General features: G+C 71.1%; 13 protein-coding genes. 5 read left to right on the top strand and 8 right to left on the bottom strand.

The window, feature by feature from the left end; all coding sequences use genetic code 11:
* Nucleotides 1-59: 59 nt before the first annotated feature.
* From ACWDSJ_RS16685 to ACWDSJ_RS16665, 5 genes are all read right to left on the bottom strand, one after another.
* On the bottom strand, nucleotides 60-6,305 hold the full coding sequence (locus ACWDSJ_RS16685; protein ID WP_450032865.1) for an SDR family NAD(P)-dependent oxidoreductase: 6,246 nt from the start codon (nucleotides 6,303-6,305) through the stop codon (nucleotides 60-62).
* A gap of 29 nt (nucleotides 6,306-6,334) precedes the next feature.
* The gene (locus ACWDSJ_RS16680; protein WP_450032863.1) at nucleotides 6,335-6,940 is read right to left on the bottom strand and encodes an SGNH/GDSL hydrolase family protein; all 606 of its coding nucleotides are present in this window, start codon (nucleotides 6,938-6,940) and stop codon (nucleotides 6,335-6,337) included.
* Nucleotides 6,937-8,190: an NAD(P)/FAD-dependent oxidoreductase gene (locus tag ACWDSJ_RS16675; RefSeq protein ID WP_450032861.1), complete on the bottom strand. Its 1,254-nt coding sequence runs from the start codon at nucleotides 8,188-8,190 to the stop codon at nucleotides 6,937-6,939. The genes ACWDSJ_RS16680 and ACWDSJ_RS16675 overlap by 4 nt, the downstream gene beginning before the upstream one ends.
* A gap of 142 nt (nucleotides 8,191-8,332) precedes the next feature.
* Nucleotides 8,333-10,003 carry an AMP-dependent synthetase/ligase gene (locus ACWDSJ_RS16670; RefSeq protein ID WP_450032859.1) on the bottom strand — a complete coding sequence of 557 codons (1,671 nt, stop codon included), beginning with the start codon at nucleotides 10,001-10,003 and terminating at the stop codon, nucleotides 8,333-8,335.
* An 87-nt stretch (nucleotides 10,004-10,090) separates the two neighbouring features.
* The gene (locus tag ACWDSJ_RS16665; RefSeq protein ID WP_387366124.1) at nucleotides 10,091-11,023 is read right to left on the bottom strand and encodes a LysR family transcriptional regulator; all 933 of its coding nucleotides are present in this window, start codon (nucleotides 11,021-11,023) and stop codon (nucleotides 10,091-10,093) included.
* Between the two features lie 217 nt (nucleotides 11,024-11,240).
* Between ACWDSJ_RS16665 and ACWDSJ_RS16660 the strand changes: the two genes are divergently transcribed.
* Together ACWDSJ_RS16660 and ACWDSJ_RS16655 are read left to right on the top strand one after the other, a co-directional pair.
* Nucleotides 11,241-11,624, top strand: a complete 384-nt coding sequence (locus tag ACWDSJ_RS16660) for a hypothetical protein (RefSeq protein ID WP_450032856.1) — start codon at nucleotides 11,241-11,243, stop codon at nucleotides 11,622-11,624.
* A 94-nt stretch (nucleotides 11,625-11,718) separates the two neighbouring features.
* Entirely contained in the window at nucleotides 11,719-12,708 is a 990-nt protein-coding gene (locus tag ACWDSJ_RS16655; protein WP_387366112.1) for an AurF N-oxygenase family protein, read from the top strand.
* Here ACWDSJ_RS16655 and ACWDSJ_RS16650 read toward each other — a convergent pair.
* Both ACWDSJ_RS16650 and ACWDSJ_RS16645 read right to left on the bottom strand, forming a co-directional pair.
* Nucleotides 12,675-13,400, bottom strand: a complete 726-nt coding sequence (locus ACWDSJ_RS16650; protein ID WP_450032854.1) for a TetR/AcrR family transcriptional regulator — start codon at nucleotides 13,398-13,400, stop codon at nucleotides 12,675-12,677. The genes ACWDSJ_RS16655 and ACWDSJ_RS16650 overlap by 34 nt on opposite strands.
* A 5-nt stretch (nucleotides 13,401-13,405) precedes the next feature.
* Complete coding sequence (locus tag ACWDSJ_RS16645) at nucleotides 13,406-14,053, bottom strand: TetR/AcrR family transcriptional regulator (RefSeq protein WP_450032852.1); 648 nt, start codon at nucleotides 14,051-14,053, stop codon at nucleotides 13,406-13,408.
* A gap of 157 nt (nucleotides 14,054-14,210) precedes the next feature.
* On the opposite strand from ACWDSJ_RS16645, the gene ACWDSJ_RS16640 reads away from it, so the two are divergent.
* The 3 genes from ACWDSJ_RS16640 to ACWDSJ_RS16630 are packed head-to-tail and all read left to right on the top strand — an operon-like array spanning nucleotide 14,211 to nucleotide 18,705.
* Nucleotides 14,211-15,395 (top strand): hypothetical protein, encoded by a 1,185-nt coding sequence (locus ACWDSJ_RS16640; RefSeq protein ID WP_450032850.1) that lies wholly within the window; start codon nucleotides 14,211-14,213, stop codon nucleotides 15,393-15,395.
* Nucleotides 15,392-17,275, top strand: coding sequence for a hydroxysqualene dehydroxylase (locus tag ACWDSJ_RS16635; RefSeq protein WP_450032848.1), 1,884 nt, complete (start codon nucleotides 15,392-15,394; stop codon nucleotides 17,273-17,275). Before ACWDSJ_RS16640 ends, ACWDSJ_RS16635 begins: the two co-directional genes overlap by 4 nt.
* Nucleotides 17,272-18,705, top strand: a complete 1,434-nt coding sequence (locus ACWDSJ_RS16630) for an NAD(P)/FAD-dependent oxidoreductase (protein WP_450032846.1) — start codon at nucleotides 17,272-17,274, stop codon at nucleotides 18,703-18,705. Before ACWDSJ_RS16635 ends, ACWDSJ_RS16630 begins: the two co-directional genes overlap by 4 nt.
* Before the next feature lie 3 nt (nucleotides 18,706-18,708).
* Here the strand turns inward: ACWDSJ_RS16630 and ACWDSJ_RS16625 are convergent, their stop codons facing one another.
* A complete protein-coding gene (locus ACWDSJ_RS16625) occupies nucleotides 18,709-19,317 on the bottom strand; it encodes a TetR/AcrR family transcriptional regulator (protein WP_387366191.1) in 609 nt (202 codons plus the stop codon).
* Nucleotides 19,318-19,323 lie beyond the last annotated feature (6 nt).

The raw sequence follows: 19,323 nt of genomic DNA, 5'->3' as shown, positions 1-19,323 counted from the left end.
CGGGGCCGGGGGTGGGCCGCCCAGGGGGTCGAAGGCGACCCCGTCGAATTCGAGTACCGTCATGCGGTCCACCGCCTCACCGAGGTTCGGAACTTCTCCGTCAGGTCCGGGGTCGTCACCACGGTGACGTCCGAGAAACGTTGCAGGACATCGCCGTTCAGGTCGGTCGCGGTCGCGTCGATGCGGGCGTCGAAGCGGGTCGTGCGTGGGTTGTCGACGGTGACCAGGAACGGTTCGGGCGGGAGCGGCCGGTGGTAGTCGATCCGGCCGACGCCGAGGGGCAGGCAGGCCGCGCCGAGCAGGCGGTGGCCGAGCACGGGCGGGCATTGCAGGATCAGGTCGGCGAGCACCGGGTCGTGTAGCCGACCCGCGTACGCGCCCTCGCCGACCCGGGCGGGCGGCAGCGCGCATTCGATTACCAGCGCCTCGTCCGTGGCCGACCGGACCATTCGCATGCCCTGGAGGGCGGGCGCGTGGAACTGGACGGCGTCGCGGTAGAGGTCGGCGGCCGATTCGCCGGGGCCCGCGGGCACGGTGATTCGCGGCTGGTCCGCGGCCGGGGCGCCGCGGCGCAGGGTGGCGCGGAATCGGATGGCGCCCGAGGCTTTCAGGGCCACCGAGACGGTGGTGGCGTCGACCGGTTCGAGGGCGAACTCGAACTCCTCGATCGGGTGATCGAACACCACGCCCATGAGCACCTCGAAGTCGCGCGCCTCGATCACCGTCGCGCCGGGCAGATTCCGTTCGACGAGGTTGATCATCGCGCCCAGCCCGAAGGTCGCCGGCAGGACGATGTGCTCGCCGACGCGGTGCGCGGCGATGATCGGATCGTCGACCAGTCCGGTGATCGCGCGGCGGGCGCGCACCGGGGCGGGGGTGGTCTCCGCGCTCGACAGCGCGACCGCCTCACCCACCAACACCACGGTGTCGGCGGCCCGCTCGGGGGTGAACTGCTCGGTGAAGGCGACCGCACCGGTCTCCGGCGCGAGCAGGGCGATGCCCCGCGACCGGAAGTACCCGCGAAGTTCCGGCGTCACCATGCCGCCGTCCCAGGCGCCCCAATCCACCGCCGTCACATGGCATTCCGGATGCCGGTGCCGCCAGCTCGCGGCGAAGCGGCACAGCGCCTCGTTGGCGGCGGCGTAGTCGGCCTGCCCGGCATTGCCGAAAAGTCCCGCCACCGAGGTGAACAGCACCAGATGCCGGGGATCGGGGACCACCTCGAGCGCCGCCGCGAGCCCGGCCAGCTTCGGACGCAGCACCCACGCCACCGAATCGGCAGTCTTGTCGGTGAGCATGGAGTCGGCCAGCACCCCCGCGCCGTGCACGATGCCGGTGAGGGTGTCGCGCCACGGCGCCAGCGCGGTGCGTACCGCCTCGGCGTCGGTGACGTCGGCGGAGACGTAGTGGGCGCGCTCCCCGAGTTCGGCGAGGATCTCCCGGATCTCCCGCCCGGCCCGCGCGCGTTCGCAGGCGCGGTCGATATCGCGCGGTTTCGCGCCCGACCCCGCCAAGGCGCGCACGGCGGCGGCCTTGAGATCCGAATCCACCTGTCCGGCAGCCCATTCCGGCTCCGGGGTCAGTTCGGTGCGGCCCAGCAGGACGAACCGGCAGGCACCGCGCCGGGCCAGGTCCCGCACACAGGTGGCGGTGACCCCGCGCGCGCCGCCGGTGACCAGCAGGACGTCCCGCTCGGTCAGCAGCGTCGGATCCGGCTCGGCGGTCGGATCGACCCAGGTGACCGCCGAGGCGTCGGCATGGCGACTCGGGACCGGGGTGCGGCGCTGCCGGTCGGCGTCCACGCCGATCTCCAGGGTGTCGCGGGCGGCGTCGACCAGTTCGGTCGCCACCACCGCGGCCAGCCCGTATCCGGTGAGGGCCGGGTCGATGTCGAGGGCGCGGCAGAACAGCTCGGGCTGTTCGGCGGCAAGGGTTTTCACCACTCCCCCGACGCCGCCGACGAGCGCCGCGACCGGATCGGCGTCGCCGCGCAGGCCCAGATGCCCGTCCAGGCGGGTGACCGTGAGGAAGGCCGCGCGGCCCTCGGCGTCGCGCAGCAGGGGCACCGACCGGCCCGCGGTGAGCACGGCCTCGGTCAGCACCTGCTGGGCGCGGTCCCAGTCCCGCACACCGCCGACCACGACCACGATGGCGTCCGCGGGCCGGTCGGCGTCGCGCAGCACCGTCCAGCCGCGCGCGGTCAACCCGTCTTCGATGGCGTCGCAATCGGTTCCGGCATCGTCGCCGAGTCCGATCACGACCGCGACCGCGTCGTCGCGATACGGGTTGACCGCCACGTCCACGGGCGCCACGGCGATCAGGTCGACGGTGTGCCGCGGCGCTCCCGCCGCGGCCTCACCTTTTGGGTGGACATCACCCCCGTCGGTCGCGGCCAGTTGCTCGGCCACCTGATCCAGCGTGCGCAGCGTGCCCAACTGCTCCGGGCCCAGGCTCGGTAGGTGCGGAAACCGTTCCTGGAGCGCGCCGATCACCTGCACCCGCTTGATGGAGTCGACACCGAGGTCGGCCTCCAGATCCATGGAAGGATCGACCATCTCGACCGGATACCCGGTCTTGTCGGCGACGATCTCCTGGAGCGCGCGGCGCAGGACGGGCACGGTGGCCTCGCCGTCCGCGACGGAAACCTCGGGGGCCGAATCGGTTTCGGCTCCGGCGAGCGTGTCGGCGACCTGGTCCAGGGTGCGCAGGGTGCCCAGTTGCTCGGGGCCCAGGCTGGGCAGGTGTGGGAAGCGTTCCTGCAACGCGCCGATCACCTGCACCCGCTTGATCGAGTCCACGCCGAGATCGGCCTCCAAATCCATTGAAGGATCGACCATTTCGACCGGGTAGCCGGTCTTGTCGGCCACCACCTCCTGCAACGCCTGGCGCAGGGTGTCGCGGGTGACGGGCCCGCTGCCGTTCGAGGACGGCGCGCTGCCATTGGTGGCGGGCGCGGGGGTGGTTTGCGGGACGGGCGCGGGAGCCGGGGCGGATCGCGGTACCGGCGCGGGAGCCGGAGCAGACGCGGGCGCGGGAGCCGAGGCGAACGCCGAAACAGGTTGCGGCGCAGACATTTCGACCGGCGCGGCCGGGCTCAGCGCCCGCCGGACGGGCCGCTCGACGGCGATCGGCTCGGCCCGGTGCATCGGGGTCGAGACGACGCCGCTCTCCAACTCGGCGAGCTGGGCGAGCACCTCGCTGGCGCGGGTGTGGCTGTCGCTGATCGCGACGCCGTGCCCGGTGACGGCCTCGATGGCGCGCACCGCGCGGTCGTCGAGCCCGCCGTTGTGCAGGGCGTCGGCCAGGCTGCGGGCCAGATCGAGCTGGCCGTCGAGGTAGTGGCGGTGGGTGTGCAGATGCTGCACGAGCGCGCTGTCGAGGGCGTCGGCCGAGGCGACGCGGTACTGCGGCACGGACACGGGGTTCTCCGTCGGTTCGGCGGGAAGTGCGGGGGCAGAGGGCGTTTCGGCGACAACGGTGGCGGCGATCCGGTGGCCGTCGGCCAGCGCGGCGGCGTAGGCGGCGCGGCGGGTCTCGGGCACGTACTCGGGTGCGGACAGGGTGACCGTCATGCGGCTGGACTTCGGTTCGGCGCGCGGCGGTTCGGCCGTGTAGCGGTTGATGCCGCGCACGTCGAAGCCCAGCACCGCGAGCCGCACCGCGGCCCGCTTCAGCGCCAGATCCCCGTCCCCGATCGGGCCGGAGTCGGTGGCGATGGCGATCACGTCGTCGCCGAGGGTGCGGCGCACCAGCGAGGTCAGCACCTGCTTGGGGCCGAATTCGACGAAGACCGTGCAGCCGTCGGCGCGCAGGGCGTCCAGCGCGGCCGCGAATTCGACGGGCTTGCCGAGCTGGGCGACCAGCGTGGCGCGATTGTCGGCGGCGTCGTCGCCGTAGCTCGCGCCGAGCGAGTTGGCGTACACGGGGATGCGCGGCGCGCCGATGGCGACCTCGCCCACGGCCGCGGCGAACCGGTCCACCGCGTGCGCCACGTACGGGGTGTGGAACGCGCCGGAGACCGGCAATTCCTTGGTGGGAACGCCCTTTTCGGCGGCCCGGTCGCGCACCGCCGCGACACCCGCCGCGCCGCCGCCGACCACGACCTGATCGGGGGCGTTGTGGTTGCAGATCCACACGTCCTCGACCCCGGCGAGCAGCGCGGTGACCGTCTCGCGGTCCGCGCCGACCGCGAGCATGGTGCCCGCGTCCACACCGTCCTCGACCGCCATGGCCGCGCCGCGGGCGCGCGCCAGGGTGAAGTAGTCGGCGTCGGTCAGCGCGTCGGCCGCCCACAGCGCGGTCAGCTCACCGAAGCTGTGGCCGAGGTAACCCGTTGCGCGGAAACCGAATTCGCGCAGCACCCGGAACTGGCCCACGGACAGCGCGCCGATGGCGGGCTGGGCGAACTCGGTGCGGCGCAACAGGTTCTCCTGCTCGCTCCGCTCGTCCTCGGTGAAGGCGGGCGGCGGGAACACCACGCTCGCCACGCGCCGATCGGCCCCCGCGAACGCCGCGTTGGCCTCGTCGAAGGCGGTCGCCACGGGCGGATTGTTCAGCGCGGCGGACGAACCCATGTCCACGTATTGGCTGCCCTGCCCGGCGAACAGCGCGGCCGCCCGGCGGTTCGGCAGCGCCGCGGCCCGGAAGTAGACGCCCTCGGGATGGTCCCAGGCGGCGGCCTCGGAATTGCGGACGAGTTCGTCCACGGCCAGCGAGCGCAGGTGCGCGGCGTGCTCGTCGTCGATGGAGACGAATCCGATCCGGGCGTGGTCCTCGGGAATGTCGCCGCCGTCGCCGGGCGCGGTGCTGCGCACGACGTCCACCAGCCCCGCCACGTCCGGCGCGTGCCACACGTGCGCCCGCGGCGCGCGGTGCAGCACCCGCAGCCCCTCGCGCCCGGAGTCGGCCTCCTCGAGCACGATGTGGAAGTTGGTGCCGCCGAAGCCCATTGCCGAGGCCGCGGCGCGCCGCACCGGCCGACGCGGATCGCGGATCCACGGCCGGGTGCGGGTGTTGACGTAGAACGGCGCGCTGTCCCAATCGAATTCGGGATTGGGCGCCTCGACATTGATGGTGCCGGGCAGCACCTTCTGGTGCAACGCCAGCGCCAGTTTCATGACGCTCGCCGTCCCGGCCGCGCCCTTGGTGTGCCCGATCTGGGATTTGACGCTGCCCAGGGCGGCGAAGCGGGTCTCCGAGTCCGCCTCGGCGAGAACGCCTTTCAGCGCGGTCAGCTCGGTCTTGTCGCCGACGGCGGTGCCGGTGGCGTGCGCCTCGATCAGCGCCACGTCGGCGGGCGAGCAGTCGGCGTCGGCGTAGGCGCGCTCGAGCGCCACCCGCTGTCCCTCGGCGCGCGGGGCGTAGATGCTCTTGGAACGGCCGTCGCTGGAGGAACCCAGGCCGCGGATCACCGCGTAGATCCGATTCCCGTCGCGGCGGGCGTCTTCCAGGCGACGCAGCGCGAGCATGGTGATGCCCTCACCCAGCAGGGTGCCGTTCGCGCCGTCGGAGAACGGGCTGATCCGATCGGTCGGCGACAGCGCGCCCACCTTGCTGAAGCACATGTAGATGAAGATGGTGTTCTCGGTGTCGACGCCGCCGGTGATCATCATGTCGGCGCGCCCGTCCTGCAATTCGGCGATGGCCGTGCGGATCGCCGCGAGCGAGGCCGCGCAGGCCGCGTCGACCGTGCAGTTCATCCCGCCGAGGCCGAGCCGGTTGGCGACCCGGCCCGCGACCACATTGGCGAGCAGGCCCGGGAAGGAGTTCTCCTCCCACGGCGCGAACGCGGCCACGAACCGGTCGGCGATGGCGTCGGCGTCGGTGTCGGACAGGCCGACCGAGCGCGCGGCCTCCTTGAGCACCGGCGTGGACAGCCGGGCCGCCAGCGGATGCATGAGCGGCACCGGGCCGGTGGTGCCCAGCACCACGCCGGTGCGGCTCGCGTCGTACCAGGACGAGTCGAGCGCGCCGGCGTCGGCCAGCAGATCCCGCGCCACGCCCAGGCTCAGGGTCTGCATGGTGCTGGTGACCTCGAGCTGATTGGGCGGCAGCCCGAATTCGAGCGGATCGAATTCGACGTCGGGCAGGAACGCGCCCCGGCGCGAGTACGTCTTGTCCGGCGCCTGCGGGTCGGGGTCGTAATAGTCGTCGAGACTCCAGCGCGACCCCGGCACCTCCTCGGTGCAGTCCACGCCGTCGACGACGTTCTGCCAGAACTCGAGGTGGTTGTGGGCCTTGGGAAGTAGTCCCGACATCCCGACGATGGCGATCGGATCGCGCGCCAGGCGTCTGTCGTCAGTCACGAGGTTTCCTCTCGAACCGGGCTGCCCGATCAGGCGGCGACGGTGGTGGCGGTGGTCGAGGCGATCAATTCGGCCGCGGCGGCGGCGAACACGCGGTGGCCGAGCGAGCTGGGATGCAGGCCGTCCTCGGTCCACATCTCCGCGCGCGCCCACTGCGGCTGCGCCGCGATGTCCAGCAGCAGCGTCCCCGTCTCCGAAACGGTCCGGGCGAGTGCGGCATTGGCGTGCGCGAAGCGTTCCCGCAACAGGTCGCGGAACCGCTCGGGCACCGGCAGCCGCGCCGGGATGTCCGGATAGGTGGCGGTGAACACCGTCGCGCCGGAGCAGCGCAACGTGTCGAACAGGTGGGCGAGGTTGTCCTCGAACCGATTCCGGTCGTAGTCGCTGACCAGATCGTTGACGCCCACGATCACGCCGTAGGCCGCCGCGCGGGCGGCGACCGCGACCCCCAGCTGCCGCTCCAGCACGATCGTGGTGGTCGCGCCGTGCTCGCCCAGATTGCGAATCATGGTGGGCCGCAGGCCGAGCTGGCTGCCCAGCCGGGGCACCCAGCCGCGCAGCGCGCCGCCGGGCTGCACGTCCCCGCGCCCCTCGGTGAAGCTGTCCCCCAGCGCCACCAGCGCCACGCCGCTCATGCGGGCACCCCCGCGTCCTTGGTGACGAAGCGGCGGTCGGCCGGGAAGTTCACCTTCTCGTACAGTTCGGCCAGCTCGGCCTCGCCGAAGTACTTGTCCGGCGAGTACAGGCCCGAGATGAGGCCGAAGAACTTCTTCGAGTAGTCGGCGTCGTAGCTGGTCGCGCGGAACACCGAGTCGTAGTACGGGGTCAGCGTCAACTCGGAGATGCTCTGGGTCAGCTCGAAGGTGCTGGCGCTCTGGGCATCCCGCTCGCGCTGGTACTCGGCCAGCGCCTCGGCCATCGGCCGCGCGCCCGACAGGCCCTCGTCGACCAGATCGGCCAGCAGCTGCGCGTACTTGAACGCGTCGGTGATGCCCCACCCGGTGAACGGATCCTTGTGGTAGCCCGCGTCGCCGACCAGCGCCCAGCCCGGACCGTAGGAGCGGCGGCGGTAGTTGTCGGGGTAGAGCATCGGCCGGAACGGCTCGACCCGCTTCGCGGTGTCGCGGAAGCGCGCGCCGATCTCCGGATCGACCTGCTCGATGATCTCCTGCACGCCCGCGTCGGGGTCGGTGCGGAACGCGCGGAACCGGTCGCGCTTGCGCATGACCGCCACCAGCGCCAGCCCGTCGTTGGTGGGCCAGGACGCGAACTGCTGCTCGCCGAAGCCGGTGCGGTGGTGCATGCCCCAGTCGACGCCCTCGTAGTAGGAGTAGTAGACGAAGCAGGCCGCGGCCGAACCCTCGTAGACCTCCGCGCCGACCTGCTTGGCCACCGTCGACCCGGAGCCGTCCGCGCCGATCACGATGGTGGCCTCGAACTTCTGCTCGGGGCCCTCGCCGACCCGGCCGCGCAGCCCGGTCACCCGGTCACCGTCGAAATCCAGTGCGGTGACGGTGAATCCCTCGATGACCTCCACACCCGCGTCCCGGGCGGCGTCGACGAGGATCTTGTCCAGCACCGTGCGGCGCGGGCAGTAGACGGTGTCGATGCCGTCGGCCGAGGGGTCGGCCATGCCGCGGATGTCGATGTCGGTGTAGGTGAAGTTCAGATGCCGCACCGGCGGGCAGCCGGTCGCCACGACCTCGTCGAGCAGACCCCATGTCTTCAACAGGCTCAGCCCGGCCTGGTGGATGTAGTGCGTGGAGGGGGTGTCGCTGGGGAAGGTCGCGCGATCCACGGCGAGCACCCGGTAGCCCTTGCGGGCCAGCAGCATGGCGACAGGAGAACCCGCGACGCGGGTTCCGACCACGATGACGTCGTACATGAGGCATCACTTTCGGTAGTCGAATTCCGATTTCGAGTCTGTCTTCGATTCCTCGCGTAAACCACGTCCGGCCAACGCAATTCATCGGACGATCGGTGACGGCTATCGCGATGGAGAAATTGCGCGCCGCTTTTCTACGAATTCACTTGCGCGCAACATAAAGCTGATCGATGTCGGCGGCGTAGGTCTCGGCGATCGCGGCCCGGCGCAGTTTCAGCGAGGAGGTCAGCAGGCCGTTGGCGACGGTGAAATCGCCCTCCACGATGCGAAACTCGCGAATCGATTCGGCCCGGGACACCAGCGAATTGGCCTCGTCCACCGCGTCCTGGATCGCGGTCGCCGGATCCGCGCCGGGATGCTCCGCGCGCCAGCGCTCGGCGCGCTCGGGGTCCAGGGTGACCAGCGCGGTGACGAACGGCCGCGCGTCGCCGACGACCATGCAGTTGCTCACCAGCGGATGCAGCCGCACCCGATCCTCGAGCGGGGTGGGCGCGACGTTCTTGCCGCCGGAGGTCACCAGGATCTCCTTCTTGCGACCGGTGATCCGCAGGTAGCCGTCGTCGAGTTCGCCCAGATCGCCGGTGTGCAGCCAGCCCTCGTCGTCGACCGGGCGCTGCGCGCTCGCCGCGCCCCAATAGCCCGGCGTCACATGCGGTCCGCGGACCAGCACCTCGCCGTCGGGACCGATCCCGACCGCGGTACCGGGAATCGGCCTGCCCACGGTGCCGAGCCGATTGGTCGCCGGGGCGCTGACGGTCACCGCGGTCGCGGCCTCGGTCAGCCCGTAGCAGTTGAGGATGATCGTGCCGAAGCCCGCGTAGAACCCGGCGGTCGAATCATCAAGGGAGGCACCGCCGCAGATGACGTGGCGCAGCCGCCCGCCCAGCGCGCCCGCCACCGGCTCGGTGAACTCGGCGGATTCGGGCGTGGCCAGCCGCGCCAGCCCGCGCTCGACGCCCGCGCGTTCGTCGGCCTCGGTCAGCAGGGAACGGCAGTGCTTGCGGATCTTCTCCAGGCCGTAGGGGATCATCGGCAGGAAGGTCGGGCGCACCCGCGACAGGGCGGGCACCAGATCCGGAATGCCCGGCAGCAGATGGGTTTCCGTGCCGCCGCACAGGCACGCGAACAGCATGGTCTGGCCGAACACGTGGGACAGCGGCAGCGCGAGCACGGTGGTCCCGTCGAACACCGTGCCGGTCTGGCGGACCGTGTTGGCCGCGGAGGCGTACATGTTGCGGTGGGTGATCATGCAGCCCTTGGACAGTCCCGTAGTGCCGCTGGTGTAGACGATCATGGCCAGGTCGTCGGCGGCGACCGCGGCGACGAGCGGGTCGAGATCCGCGGGCGCCTCACCCTTGGCCCACACGGCGACCTCGTCGAACAGCCACGCCCCCGGGCCGCCCGCGTCCGCCAGCCGCCGCGCGTCCGCGTCGGTCTCCGCGGCGAAATACGCGCTGCCGCTGTCGGAGAGGATGTGCTCGATCTGGGTGTGCGAGGAGGTCGGGTACACCGGCACCACCACCGCGCCCAGGGCGAGCGCGGCGCAGTCGAGCAGCGCCCACGCCAGCGAGGTCCGGCCGAGCACCGCGACCCGGTCCCCGTGCCGCACTCCACGTTCGGTCAGTGCCCACGCCAGCGCGCGCACGCGGGCGTCGACCTCGGCGGCGGTGAGCGCGACGCCGTCGGCGCACAGCGACGGCCGCGCCGGATGCTCGCGCGCGGCCGTGGCCAGAATCGAGTACAGGCCCGCCGCGTCGGCGAGGGCCGCTCCGTTCTCCGTGACAGACTTCTGCGTGACAGACACTGTGTTCACGAACCGAATTCTGCGGGGCACCAACTCGACTCGTCGCCGCGGATATCGCGGTTCCTACCGCGCGAATGTCATGGCCTATCGGGGTGGTCAGACCGAAATCGCGCGGGGAGAATCGAGGTCCGTCGCCTCCGCCGATTCCATACAGTCCAGAAACAGCTCGACCGCCGGATTGGATTCCTCCGCCCGCCACACCGCGTACAAATCCAGAGTGGGAACCGGATCGAAAAGTTTCACCGCCACCGAACTGCTGCCGGGCACACCCATGCCGAGCGAAATCGCCCGCGGCAGCGAGGCGAACCCGACCAGCGGCCGCACCGAGACCATGTGCGCGGTCGCCCCCGGATCGTCGGCCAGATGCGCGACCGTCAGCGAGATCCGGTTGTCGGCCGCCGCCGAGAGGATCGAGTCGTACATCGCCGGGCACTGCTCGCGGGCGAACAGCACGCACTGCTGTCCGGCCAGTTCCGCGAACCGCACCCCCGGCCGATCCGCCCAGCGGTGCCTGCGCCCGACGACGGCGACCAGCGGCACCCGGTGCAGCAGCCGCCGGTAGCGGAACTCCGCGGTGCTGGGATGGCCGTACACCAGCGCGAGATCCAGTGTGCCGTCGGACAATCCGGCCAGCTGCGGGCCGGTGCGCTTCTCCCACAGCGACACCACGATGTCGGGGTGCCGCTCGGTCATCCGGGCCAGCGTCTCGGGCAGTACGTGCCGCGACGCGGGCAGGTTGTAGCCGATGTTCAAGGTGCCCGCACGTCCCTCGGCCGTGGCCCGGGCGGACTCGGCCGCCCGTTCCATCTGCGCCACGATCTGACGTGCCTGACTCTCGAACTCCCGTCCGGCCGCGGTCAACCGCACCTCGTGCGAATTGCGCGCGACCAGTTGCACTCCCAGTGATTTCTCCAGCTTCTGCAGCTGGGCGCTCAGACTTGGCTGAGTCAGATGAAGGCGCTGCGCTGCGCGGCCGAAGTGCAACTCTTCGGCTATGGCGATGAACGATACGAGATGTCGGAACTCCATGCCAGGCCTCCTCCGCCTACCTGGAACGTTAGCGACGTCAGATAACCGAGCATGAACCGAACACGCCCAGCGGGCACCGGATCCGTTGCCGGTGCGTGAACCCCGTCGTTCCCCGGCACAGGGTGTGCTAACTCCCGTGCGTGCACCTCGCCGTTCCCCGGCACAGGGTGTGCCGACTCCCGGGGTTGGAACGCCCGCGGCGGGCTATCCGAACAGTATGCACCGCACCGTGTTCGCCGCGCTCGTCGTGGGCGCGGCACTGTTCGCCGCCTCGTGTGACTATGTGGGGGGCCAAAATTCGGCCACCAATGCCGACGACCATCCGGCGTTCGTCACCACCACCTCCGCCTCGGTCGCCACCACCCCGGTGCGCGCGCCCTCGGCCAGCTCGCCCAAGCAGATCCGGCACGTGTCGTGCGAGGACCTGCTCGGGAAACTGGACGGCATCCGCGCGCAGTCGGGTCAGCCCGGTGTCGACAAGGCCGTGGCGGACACCATCGCCGACTACCCGAACAAACCCGACTGGGCCGTGCTCACCGGCGAACAGCGGCAGGCCGCGATCGACGGCGCCCACGACGCGGCCACCGGGACGTGCCCGTAACCCTCGCCTCGACCGGGGCGAGAATTCGGGACGGGCAGTTGTGTGGGACCGCGAGTCCCATATAAACTCGGGGTAGACGCTGGAGGAGGCACCGATGACGCTGTCCGAGACCCGACGCACCGACCCCTTCGGGCCCGACTATCGGGAGACGCTGCAAGCCCTGTCCGAGGGTTCGGTGCGACGCAACTTCGATCCCTATCTCGACATCGATTGGGACGCACCGGAATACGCGATCGACCCGGACGATCCACGCTGGGTGCTGGACCCGGAGATCGACCCGCTGGGCGCGACGCGCTGGTATCGCGAACTGCCCCTGGAACGCCGCATCGAGATCGGCAAGTGGCGCATCGCCAACGCGATCAAGGTCGGCGCGGCGTTCGAGAGCGTGCTGATCCGCGGGATGATGCAGTACATCATGAAGCTGCCCAACGGGTCGGCGGAGTTCCGGTACTGCCTGCACGAGATGACCGAGGAGTGCAACCACATCCAGATGTTCCAGGAGCTGGTGAACCGCATCGGCGTGGATGTGCCGGGCATGCGCCCGATCTTCCGGGCGCTGTCGCCGTTCATCGGTGTGGCGGGCGGTTACGCGCACGTCATCCTGTTCATCGGCATCCTCGGCGGCGAGGAGCCCATCGATCACTACCAGAAGGCGCTCATCCGCGCGGGCGGGCGCATCCCCGACGCGGTGCATCGCACCATGGAGATCCACATCGCCGAGGAGGCCCGGCACATCTCGTTCGCGCACGAGTACCTGACCGTACACATCCGGCGGCTCGGCCCGGGCCGGAAGGCGGTGTGCGCCATCGCCTTTCCGCTGGCCATGCGCTGGCTGGCCGGGGAGATCATGGCTCCCCCGCGCTCGTTCGCCCGGCAGTTCGACATCCCGCGCGAGGTGATCCGCGAAGCCTTCTGGCGCGCACCGCATTCCAAGCGCGTGCTCGCGGGCTACTTCGACGACGTGCGCAAGCTCGCCGACGATCTGGGCCTGCGGACCCCGGCGGCGCGGCTGCTGTGGCGCGCGCTGGGCATCGACGGCCCGACCTCGCGCTACCGCAGCGAACCCGCCCGGCGCGCGGCCTGATTCGCGGCGAGGTCGTCGAGCAGTTCCAGCAACGGCCGGTCCGGATCGAGGGCCAGGCCGTGCGACCGGGCCACCCCGTCGAGAATGCTCCAGGCGTAGCCGGAGATCTCCGCGATGAGATCCTTGCGGCCCAGCGCCGGATCCGGATCGCGCGACCACCGGGTGACGGTGGCCTCGGTCATCGACACGATCGCGAAGGTCATGGTGTCGATCACCGGCGGGTCGGCGACCCCGACCGCCCCGGCCAGCCCGGTCACCAGCTGTTCGGCCCGCGCGGCGATGGCGGCCAGCAGTCCGGTCAGCGCGTCGCGCTCGATCGGATCGTCGGCGGCCGGTCCGCCGCGCAGGAATTCGTGCCAGCGCGGGTGATCGCCGATCCAGTCGACGACCACGCCGACCGCGCGGGCCAGGATGCGCGCGATCGACCCGGCGCCGATGTCGAGCGCGGCGTCCAGCTCGTCGACGAACCGCTCGGCGATGACCGCGCGCACCCGGCGGTCGAGTTCCTCGCGGCCCGAGAACTGGCGGTACAGCACCGATTTCGCGAGTCCGGCGCGCTCGGCGATCCGCTGCGAGGAGATCGGCGCGCCGGGCGGACCCTGTTCGATCAGCTCGATCGCGGCCTCGACGATGCGCGTGCGCCGCTCGTTGTTGTGCGGTTCCCAGCGCGCCCGGCGGCCGCCGGTGTCCACCCCCATTACGTGGCCGGGCCCGGAACCCGGCCCGTGTCGCCGTAGACGGTCAGCCAGATGGCCCGGGCCAGGCTGCGCGCCAATTGCTCGTCGGCCGACTCCGGCCGGGTGCGGCAGTGCACGGTCATGGTCCGTTCCACCATCCAGGTGAGGGTGTGCGCGGTCGTCTCGGGATCGAGGTCGGATTGGATTGCGCCCGTGCGCTGTTCGCGGGCCAGCCGATCGCGCACCGCGTCGATGAACGTGCCCACCCGGCCGAGCCAGTACGCCGCGACATCGGGGTCGTAGGCGGACAGTTCGCTCAGCGCGAGCATCAGGTAGATGTGGGTGCGGCATTCGGAGAGCATCTGGCGCATGGCCTGTTCCACCCCGGCCGGGCCGTCGGTGTGGTCGGACTGCCACCACGTCAGCGCGGCGCCGAACGCGCCGATGGTGGCCTGTTCGGCCAGCGCGATGAGGAGCTGACTCTTGTCCGGGAAGTAGAGATACAGCGTCGACCGGGCGATCTCGGCGCGTTCGGCGATGCGCTGCATGGGCAGTTCGGTGTACGGCGTTCCGTCCGACATCAGCTCCTCGGTCACCCGTAGCACACGCTGGGCGACGTCCTCGCGGCGATCTCTGACTCGGGAACGTGAGCGGGTGGTGGTGGGCACCGCACCAGCGTATCGGCCGCGTGCCACAGTCGGACAGTGTGTCGACACTGCGTTGACTTTCGGACAGTGTGTCATCACACTGTTCGACAGCACAGTCTTGTCCGTTCAACCGGGCGGAAGTCCGGGCGGACGAGGAATTTCCGATCGGTAGGTCGTCATGTTCAACACAACGAAGACGTTGCTGTCCGTAGGGATTTCGGCCGTCCTGGCGGCGGCGTTCACCGCGATGGGAACCGCACCCGCGGGGGCGGACCCGTTTCCGGCGGGGACGCCGGTCCTCACCAGTGATCTGACTCCCGAAACCCAGCAGTCCGGCCATGTGGCCGTCCCCGCGGACGATGTCATGCATCCGGATTCGTGGGTGGAGTGGTGGTACACGATGCTGCGCGATCCGGCGTCCGAGCGCACCTTCATCGCGGTGATCACCTCCGCGCCCGTCCCGGCGGTGAGCGCGGTCTTCATGTACGGCAATGGAAACGACCTGCTGTCGGCTCCGGCCGGGGGCATCCTGCCGGGCGGCGGGCTGCCGGTGCTGCCGCCCGCGAACGACGGCCTGCCCGGCGTGCGCACGATCGCGGGCGGTCTGGACTTCGATCCGGTGCGCGGCGCGTATCACCTTGTGCTGCAAGCGCCCGTGCAGGCGGATGTGTGGCTCGACGGCGCGCCGCTGCCGGGGGCGACGGGGCGGATGACCATCGACGACGGCGAGTGGATGGGCTGGAGCGCGCCGGTCGCGTCGAGCACCGTGCACGGCTGGGTGCGGAGTCCCGGCGGCGAGCGCGAGAACGTGGACGGGTGGCGCGGCTACCACGACCACAACTGGGGACATTTCACGATGGTCGATCAGCGCGCCGACGGCTGGGAGTGGGGCGTGTCGTTCGAACCCGACGGTGGCGCAACGCTGCTGGGCGGTCTGGTCCGGCGCGGCGGGCAGTGGAAGGGCACGCTGGTCGACGTGCGGCCCTCGGGCACCCGCGCGTGCGTGCCGACGACTCTCCAACTGTCGGACTGGTATTCGGGTCCGACGCCGCTGAGCGGGGCCACCTTCGCGCTGCCCGCCACGATCACCGCGGCCTGCGCGCCGCCGCCCGGGCTGCCGGGCGCGATCTCCTCCCGCGGTGAGCTCTACGGCGCGGACGCCGAATTCACCGCGACCTTCCATCTGACCGAATCGCTGGTCGCCGACGGGGGCGTGCTGGCGGCGTCGGCGGAGGCGCCCTACCGCACGGTGCCGGGGTCGTTCGGCATCTTCGAGCATGTGCGGTCGCTGGTGTCGCGGGTCGAGCAGGCCGGGCGCGAGCGGCAGGACACGGTCGTGAATCCCGAAGGGGGACAACGATGACAGGCCCGGTGTCGCGGCGGGCGATGCTGGGCGGCGCGCTGGCCGCCGGGGTCGCGGTGGCCCTGCCGCGGTCGCGCGCGGCCGCGCGGTTGGTGCCCGAGCGGCGGTCGGTGGCGGTGTTCGGCGCGGGGATGGCCGGGCTGGCCGCCGCGCACGAACTGGCCGAACGCGGGTTCGCGGTGCACGTGTTCGAGCGCAAGGCTCAATTGGGCGGTAAGGCACGCAGTTTCGGGGTGCCGGGCACGGCGACGGGCGGCCGCTCGGAGCTGCCCGCCGAACACGGGTTCCGGTTCTTCCCGGGGTTCTATCAGCACGTACCGGATTCGATGTCGCGGATTCCCCGGCCCGAACGCGGTGATACGACGCTGGATTCGCTGCGCGGGCTCGACGAGTTCCCGGGTTTCGGCGGCGGGGTCACGCTCGGGCCCGGCCAGAGCGTCGGGGGGTATCTGCCCTATCGGCAACCGGCGGATCTGGCACGGCTCGCCGATCCGGCGTACCTGGTCGCGAATGTGGCCGGGGCGCTGGCGATTCTGGTGGGCACGCCCACGCTGCGGCTGCCGGTGGAGATGCTGGACTTCACCGCCAAGTCCTTGGCGTACATGACCTCGAGCCCGGAGCGGCGGCACGGCCCGTTCGACCACATCACCTGGTGGAACTATCTGGGCGCGGACGGCAAGTCGACCTACTTCCAGAACGCGATCGTCAAGGGCACCACCGAGGACCTCGTGGCGGTGAAACCCCGGATCTGCGCGGTGGATTCGGCGGGCAACATCATCGAGGCGTTCACCTGGAACATCCTCGGCTACCGCTACGGGCCGCACGACGCGTACCTGCTGCGCTTCCTCGACGGACCCACCAGCGAGGTGTGGCTGGATCCGTGGACGCGTCACCTCGAGGGCCTCGGGGTGAGCTTCCATCCCGGGCAGGCGCTCGAGCGTTTCGACGTGGCGGGCGATCGCATCACCGGGGCCACGGTGGTGGACGGTGCCGGGCGGCGCGCGCGGGTCGAGGCGGACTGGTTCGTGTCGGCGCTGCCGGTGGACAAGGCGCGGCCGATCCTCACCGAACCCGCTGTGCTGCGGGCGGATCCGGCGTTGGAGGGCGTGAACGAGCTGACCGTGGACTGGATGAACGGCCTCCAGATCTACCTGCGCGAGCCGACCTCGCACGTGCGCGGGGTGCTGGGAACCCTCGATCATCCGTGGACGCTGAGCGCGGTCACCCAGTCGTTGCTGTGGCGGGAGGACTTCCCGCGGCGCTTCGGCGACGGCACGGTCGGCGAATGCGTCTCCGTCGACATCTCCACGTGGGACAACGGGGTGGGCACGACGCTGGTCGGCAAACCGGCGAACCGGTGCGCGAGAGATGAGGTGTTCCAAGAGGTTTGGGCCACGTTCAAGGCCCGGTTCGGCGCGGAGGAACCCGCCTTCCGCGACGCGAATCTGCACTCGTGGTACCTCGACCCAGCCATCGACGTGGATCCGGAGACCGGCGGCCTGAGCAATGACGAACCGCTGACCGTGCAGACCGTCGGCACCTGGGACAAACGCCCCGACGGGTCGACCGCGCTGAGCAACCTGTTCGTGTGCGGCGACTGGATCCAGAATCCGGGCAATGTCGCCTGCATGGAGGCGGGCAATATCGCGGGACGGGTGGTCGCGGCGATGATCGTCGAGGCCGCGGGGGTCGGCGGTGCGCCGGTGCGGATCTGGGACGACCTCACCCCGCCCGCGCTCGCGCCGTTGATCCGGATGGACGCCGACCGCTTTCGGCACGGCCTGCCCAACATCTTCGAGGACCCCACCACCGCCCTGGCCGGAATCGATTTCGCCGCAACGGTTTCCGCCGCCGTCGACAACGCGATCGGGACGCCATGACAGCCGACACCGCACCGACCGGACCCGAGCACGTCGACGCCGTCGTCGTCGGGGCGCGCTGCGCCGGATCGGCCACCGCTACCGCCCTCGCCCGCGCGGGGCGCCGGGTGGTGGCGCTGGACCGCGCCCGCTTCCCCTCCGAGACCCTGTCCACCCATCTGCTGTTTCCCGGCGCGGTCGCCGAGTTGCGGGCGCTCGGCGCGCTCGATCGCGCGGCGGCGCTGGGCGCGCCGCGGCTCACCGCCACCCTGGCGGCGCTGGGCGGGCACGAGGTGCGCGGCACCTACTCCCCCGCCGACGGCATCGACTACGGAATGTGCGTGCGCCGAACGGGTTTGGACGCGGCGCTGGTCGCCTCCGCGCGCGAGGCGGGGGCCGAGATCCGCGAACAGGCCACCGTGCTCGAGCTGTGCCGCGACGCCGACGGCCGGGTGAACGGGGTCTGCTACCGCGATCGGCACGATCGGGTGCGGGAGGTGCGCGCCCCGCTGGTCGTCGGCGCGGACGGGCGGCGCAGCCTCGTCGCCCGGCACGTCGGCGCGGATCGGCCCTATCGGCGCAGTCCGAGCGGTCGGGCGTGCTTCTTCGGGTACTGGCGCGATCGCGATCCGAGTCGCCGCCATATCGCGGCGATGTGGCGGGTCGGGCCGGAACTGGGGACCGCCTTCCCCTGCGACGACGGTCTGGTGCTGGTGTTGTTGCAGCCGCCGGTCGAGCGCGCGAGGGAGTTCCGCGGCAATCTCACCGAGGAGTATCTGCGCACGGTCGCCGCGATCGCACCGCTCGCCGAACGGCTCGACGGGTGCGAACTGGTCGGCCGCATCCGCTCCGCCACCGATATCGAATCCTATTTCCGCCGCGCCACCGGACCGGGCTGGGCGCTGCCGGGGGACGCGGGGCATTTCAAGGACCCCGTTACGGCGCAAGGGATCCGGGACGCCTTGCGGTTCGGCCGCCTGCTGGGCGAGGCCGCCGCGCCGGTGCTGTCGGACGCGGCCGCGCTGGATCGCGCCCTGGTCCGCTGGGAGCGCCGCCGTGAACGCGAATGTCTCGAGACGTACCAGTGGACCAATCAGCTGGCTCGGGGCGAGAGTCCGACGCCGCTCGAGGTCGAGCTCTATCGCGCCGGATCGCGGTCGGAGGAGTTGGCGCGGCGCATGTCCGACGTCTACGCCCGCACGATCGCGCCCGGGGAGGTGTTGGGCGCGGCCAATTCGGTGCGGCTGCTGGTGGGGGCGGTCACCCACCGTGACACCGATCTGCGGCGCTTGGCCGGGACCGCGGTCCGCGACATCCGCGGCGATGTGCTCGACCGGGCCGAGCGCTTCCGGGCCGCCTGGAGTCCGCTGCCGCCGCTGCCGAACGGATCCGGGAGCGGCGCAACGGGTTCCGACGCGGCGGCGCACCGGGCGGCGGGGTTGTCGGCGTGAGCCTCAGCCACCGACCAGGGGCACCAGATACCGGCGCGCGAAATCCCGGGCGCGGTCGATGTTCTTGATGGGGATCACCGATTCGGGAGTCTCGACCAGCGAGATCATCAGCCGGGACAGCATCTCGCCGACGATCTCCACATCGAGGTCGGCCGGTATCTGGCCCTGGGCCTGCCACAGCCGCAGCCGCGCCGCCACCCGTTCACGGGAGACGGCGATGACGTTCTCGTCGGTGAGGAACGCCGACAACTCCCCCGCCGCGGGCGACGCCCGGATGCTGCGGGTGAGCAACTTCGGCGCGGAGGCCGCGTGCACAAACGCCGCGAACACCTCCACCACCCCGTCCACGGCCGATTCGGCTCGCTCGGCGACCTCGTCGATGAGCGCGCTCACCCGCAGTGCCTCGTCGATGATGGTGAGCCGCACCAGATTCCGCTTGTGCCCGAAGCGGCGATACACCGTGGCCACCCCCACCCCGGCGGCGTCGGCGATGCGCTGCATGGTGGTGTCGGCGAAGCCGTACTCGACGAAACAGGTCCGGGCAGCGGTCACGATGCGGCGCGCGGTCGGATCGAGCTCGGCCCGCTCGGCGGGCAGTCGGCCGAGGGGTATCGCGGG

The sequence above is a fragment of the Nocardia sp. NPDC003482 genome, assembly GCF_053588115.1.
This window is presented reverse-complemented; position numbering and strand designations above follow the sequence as displayed.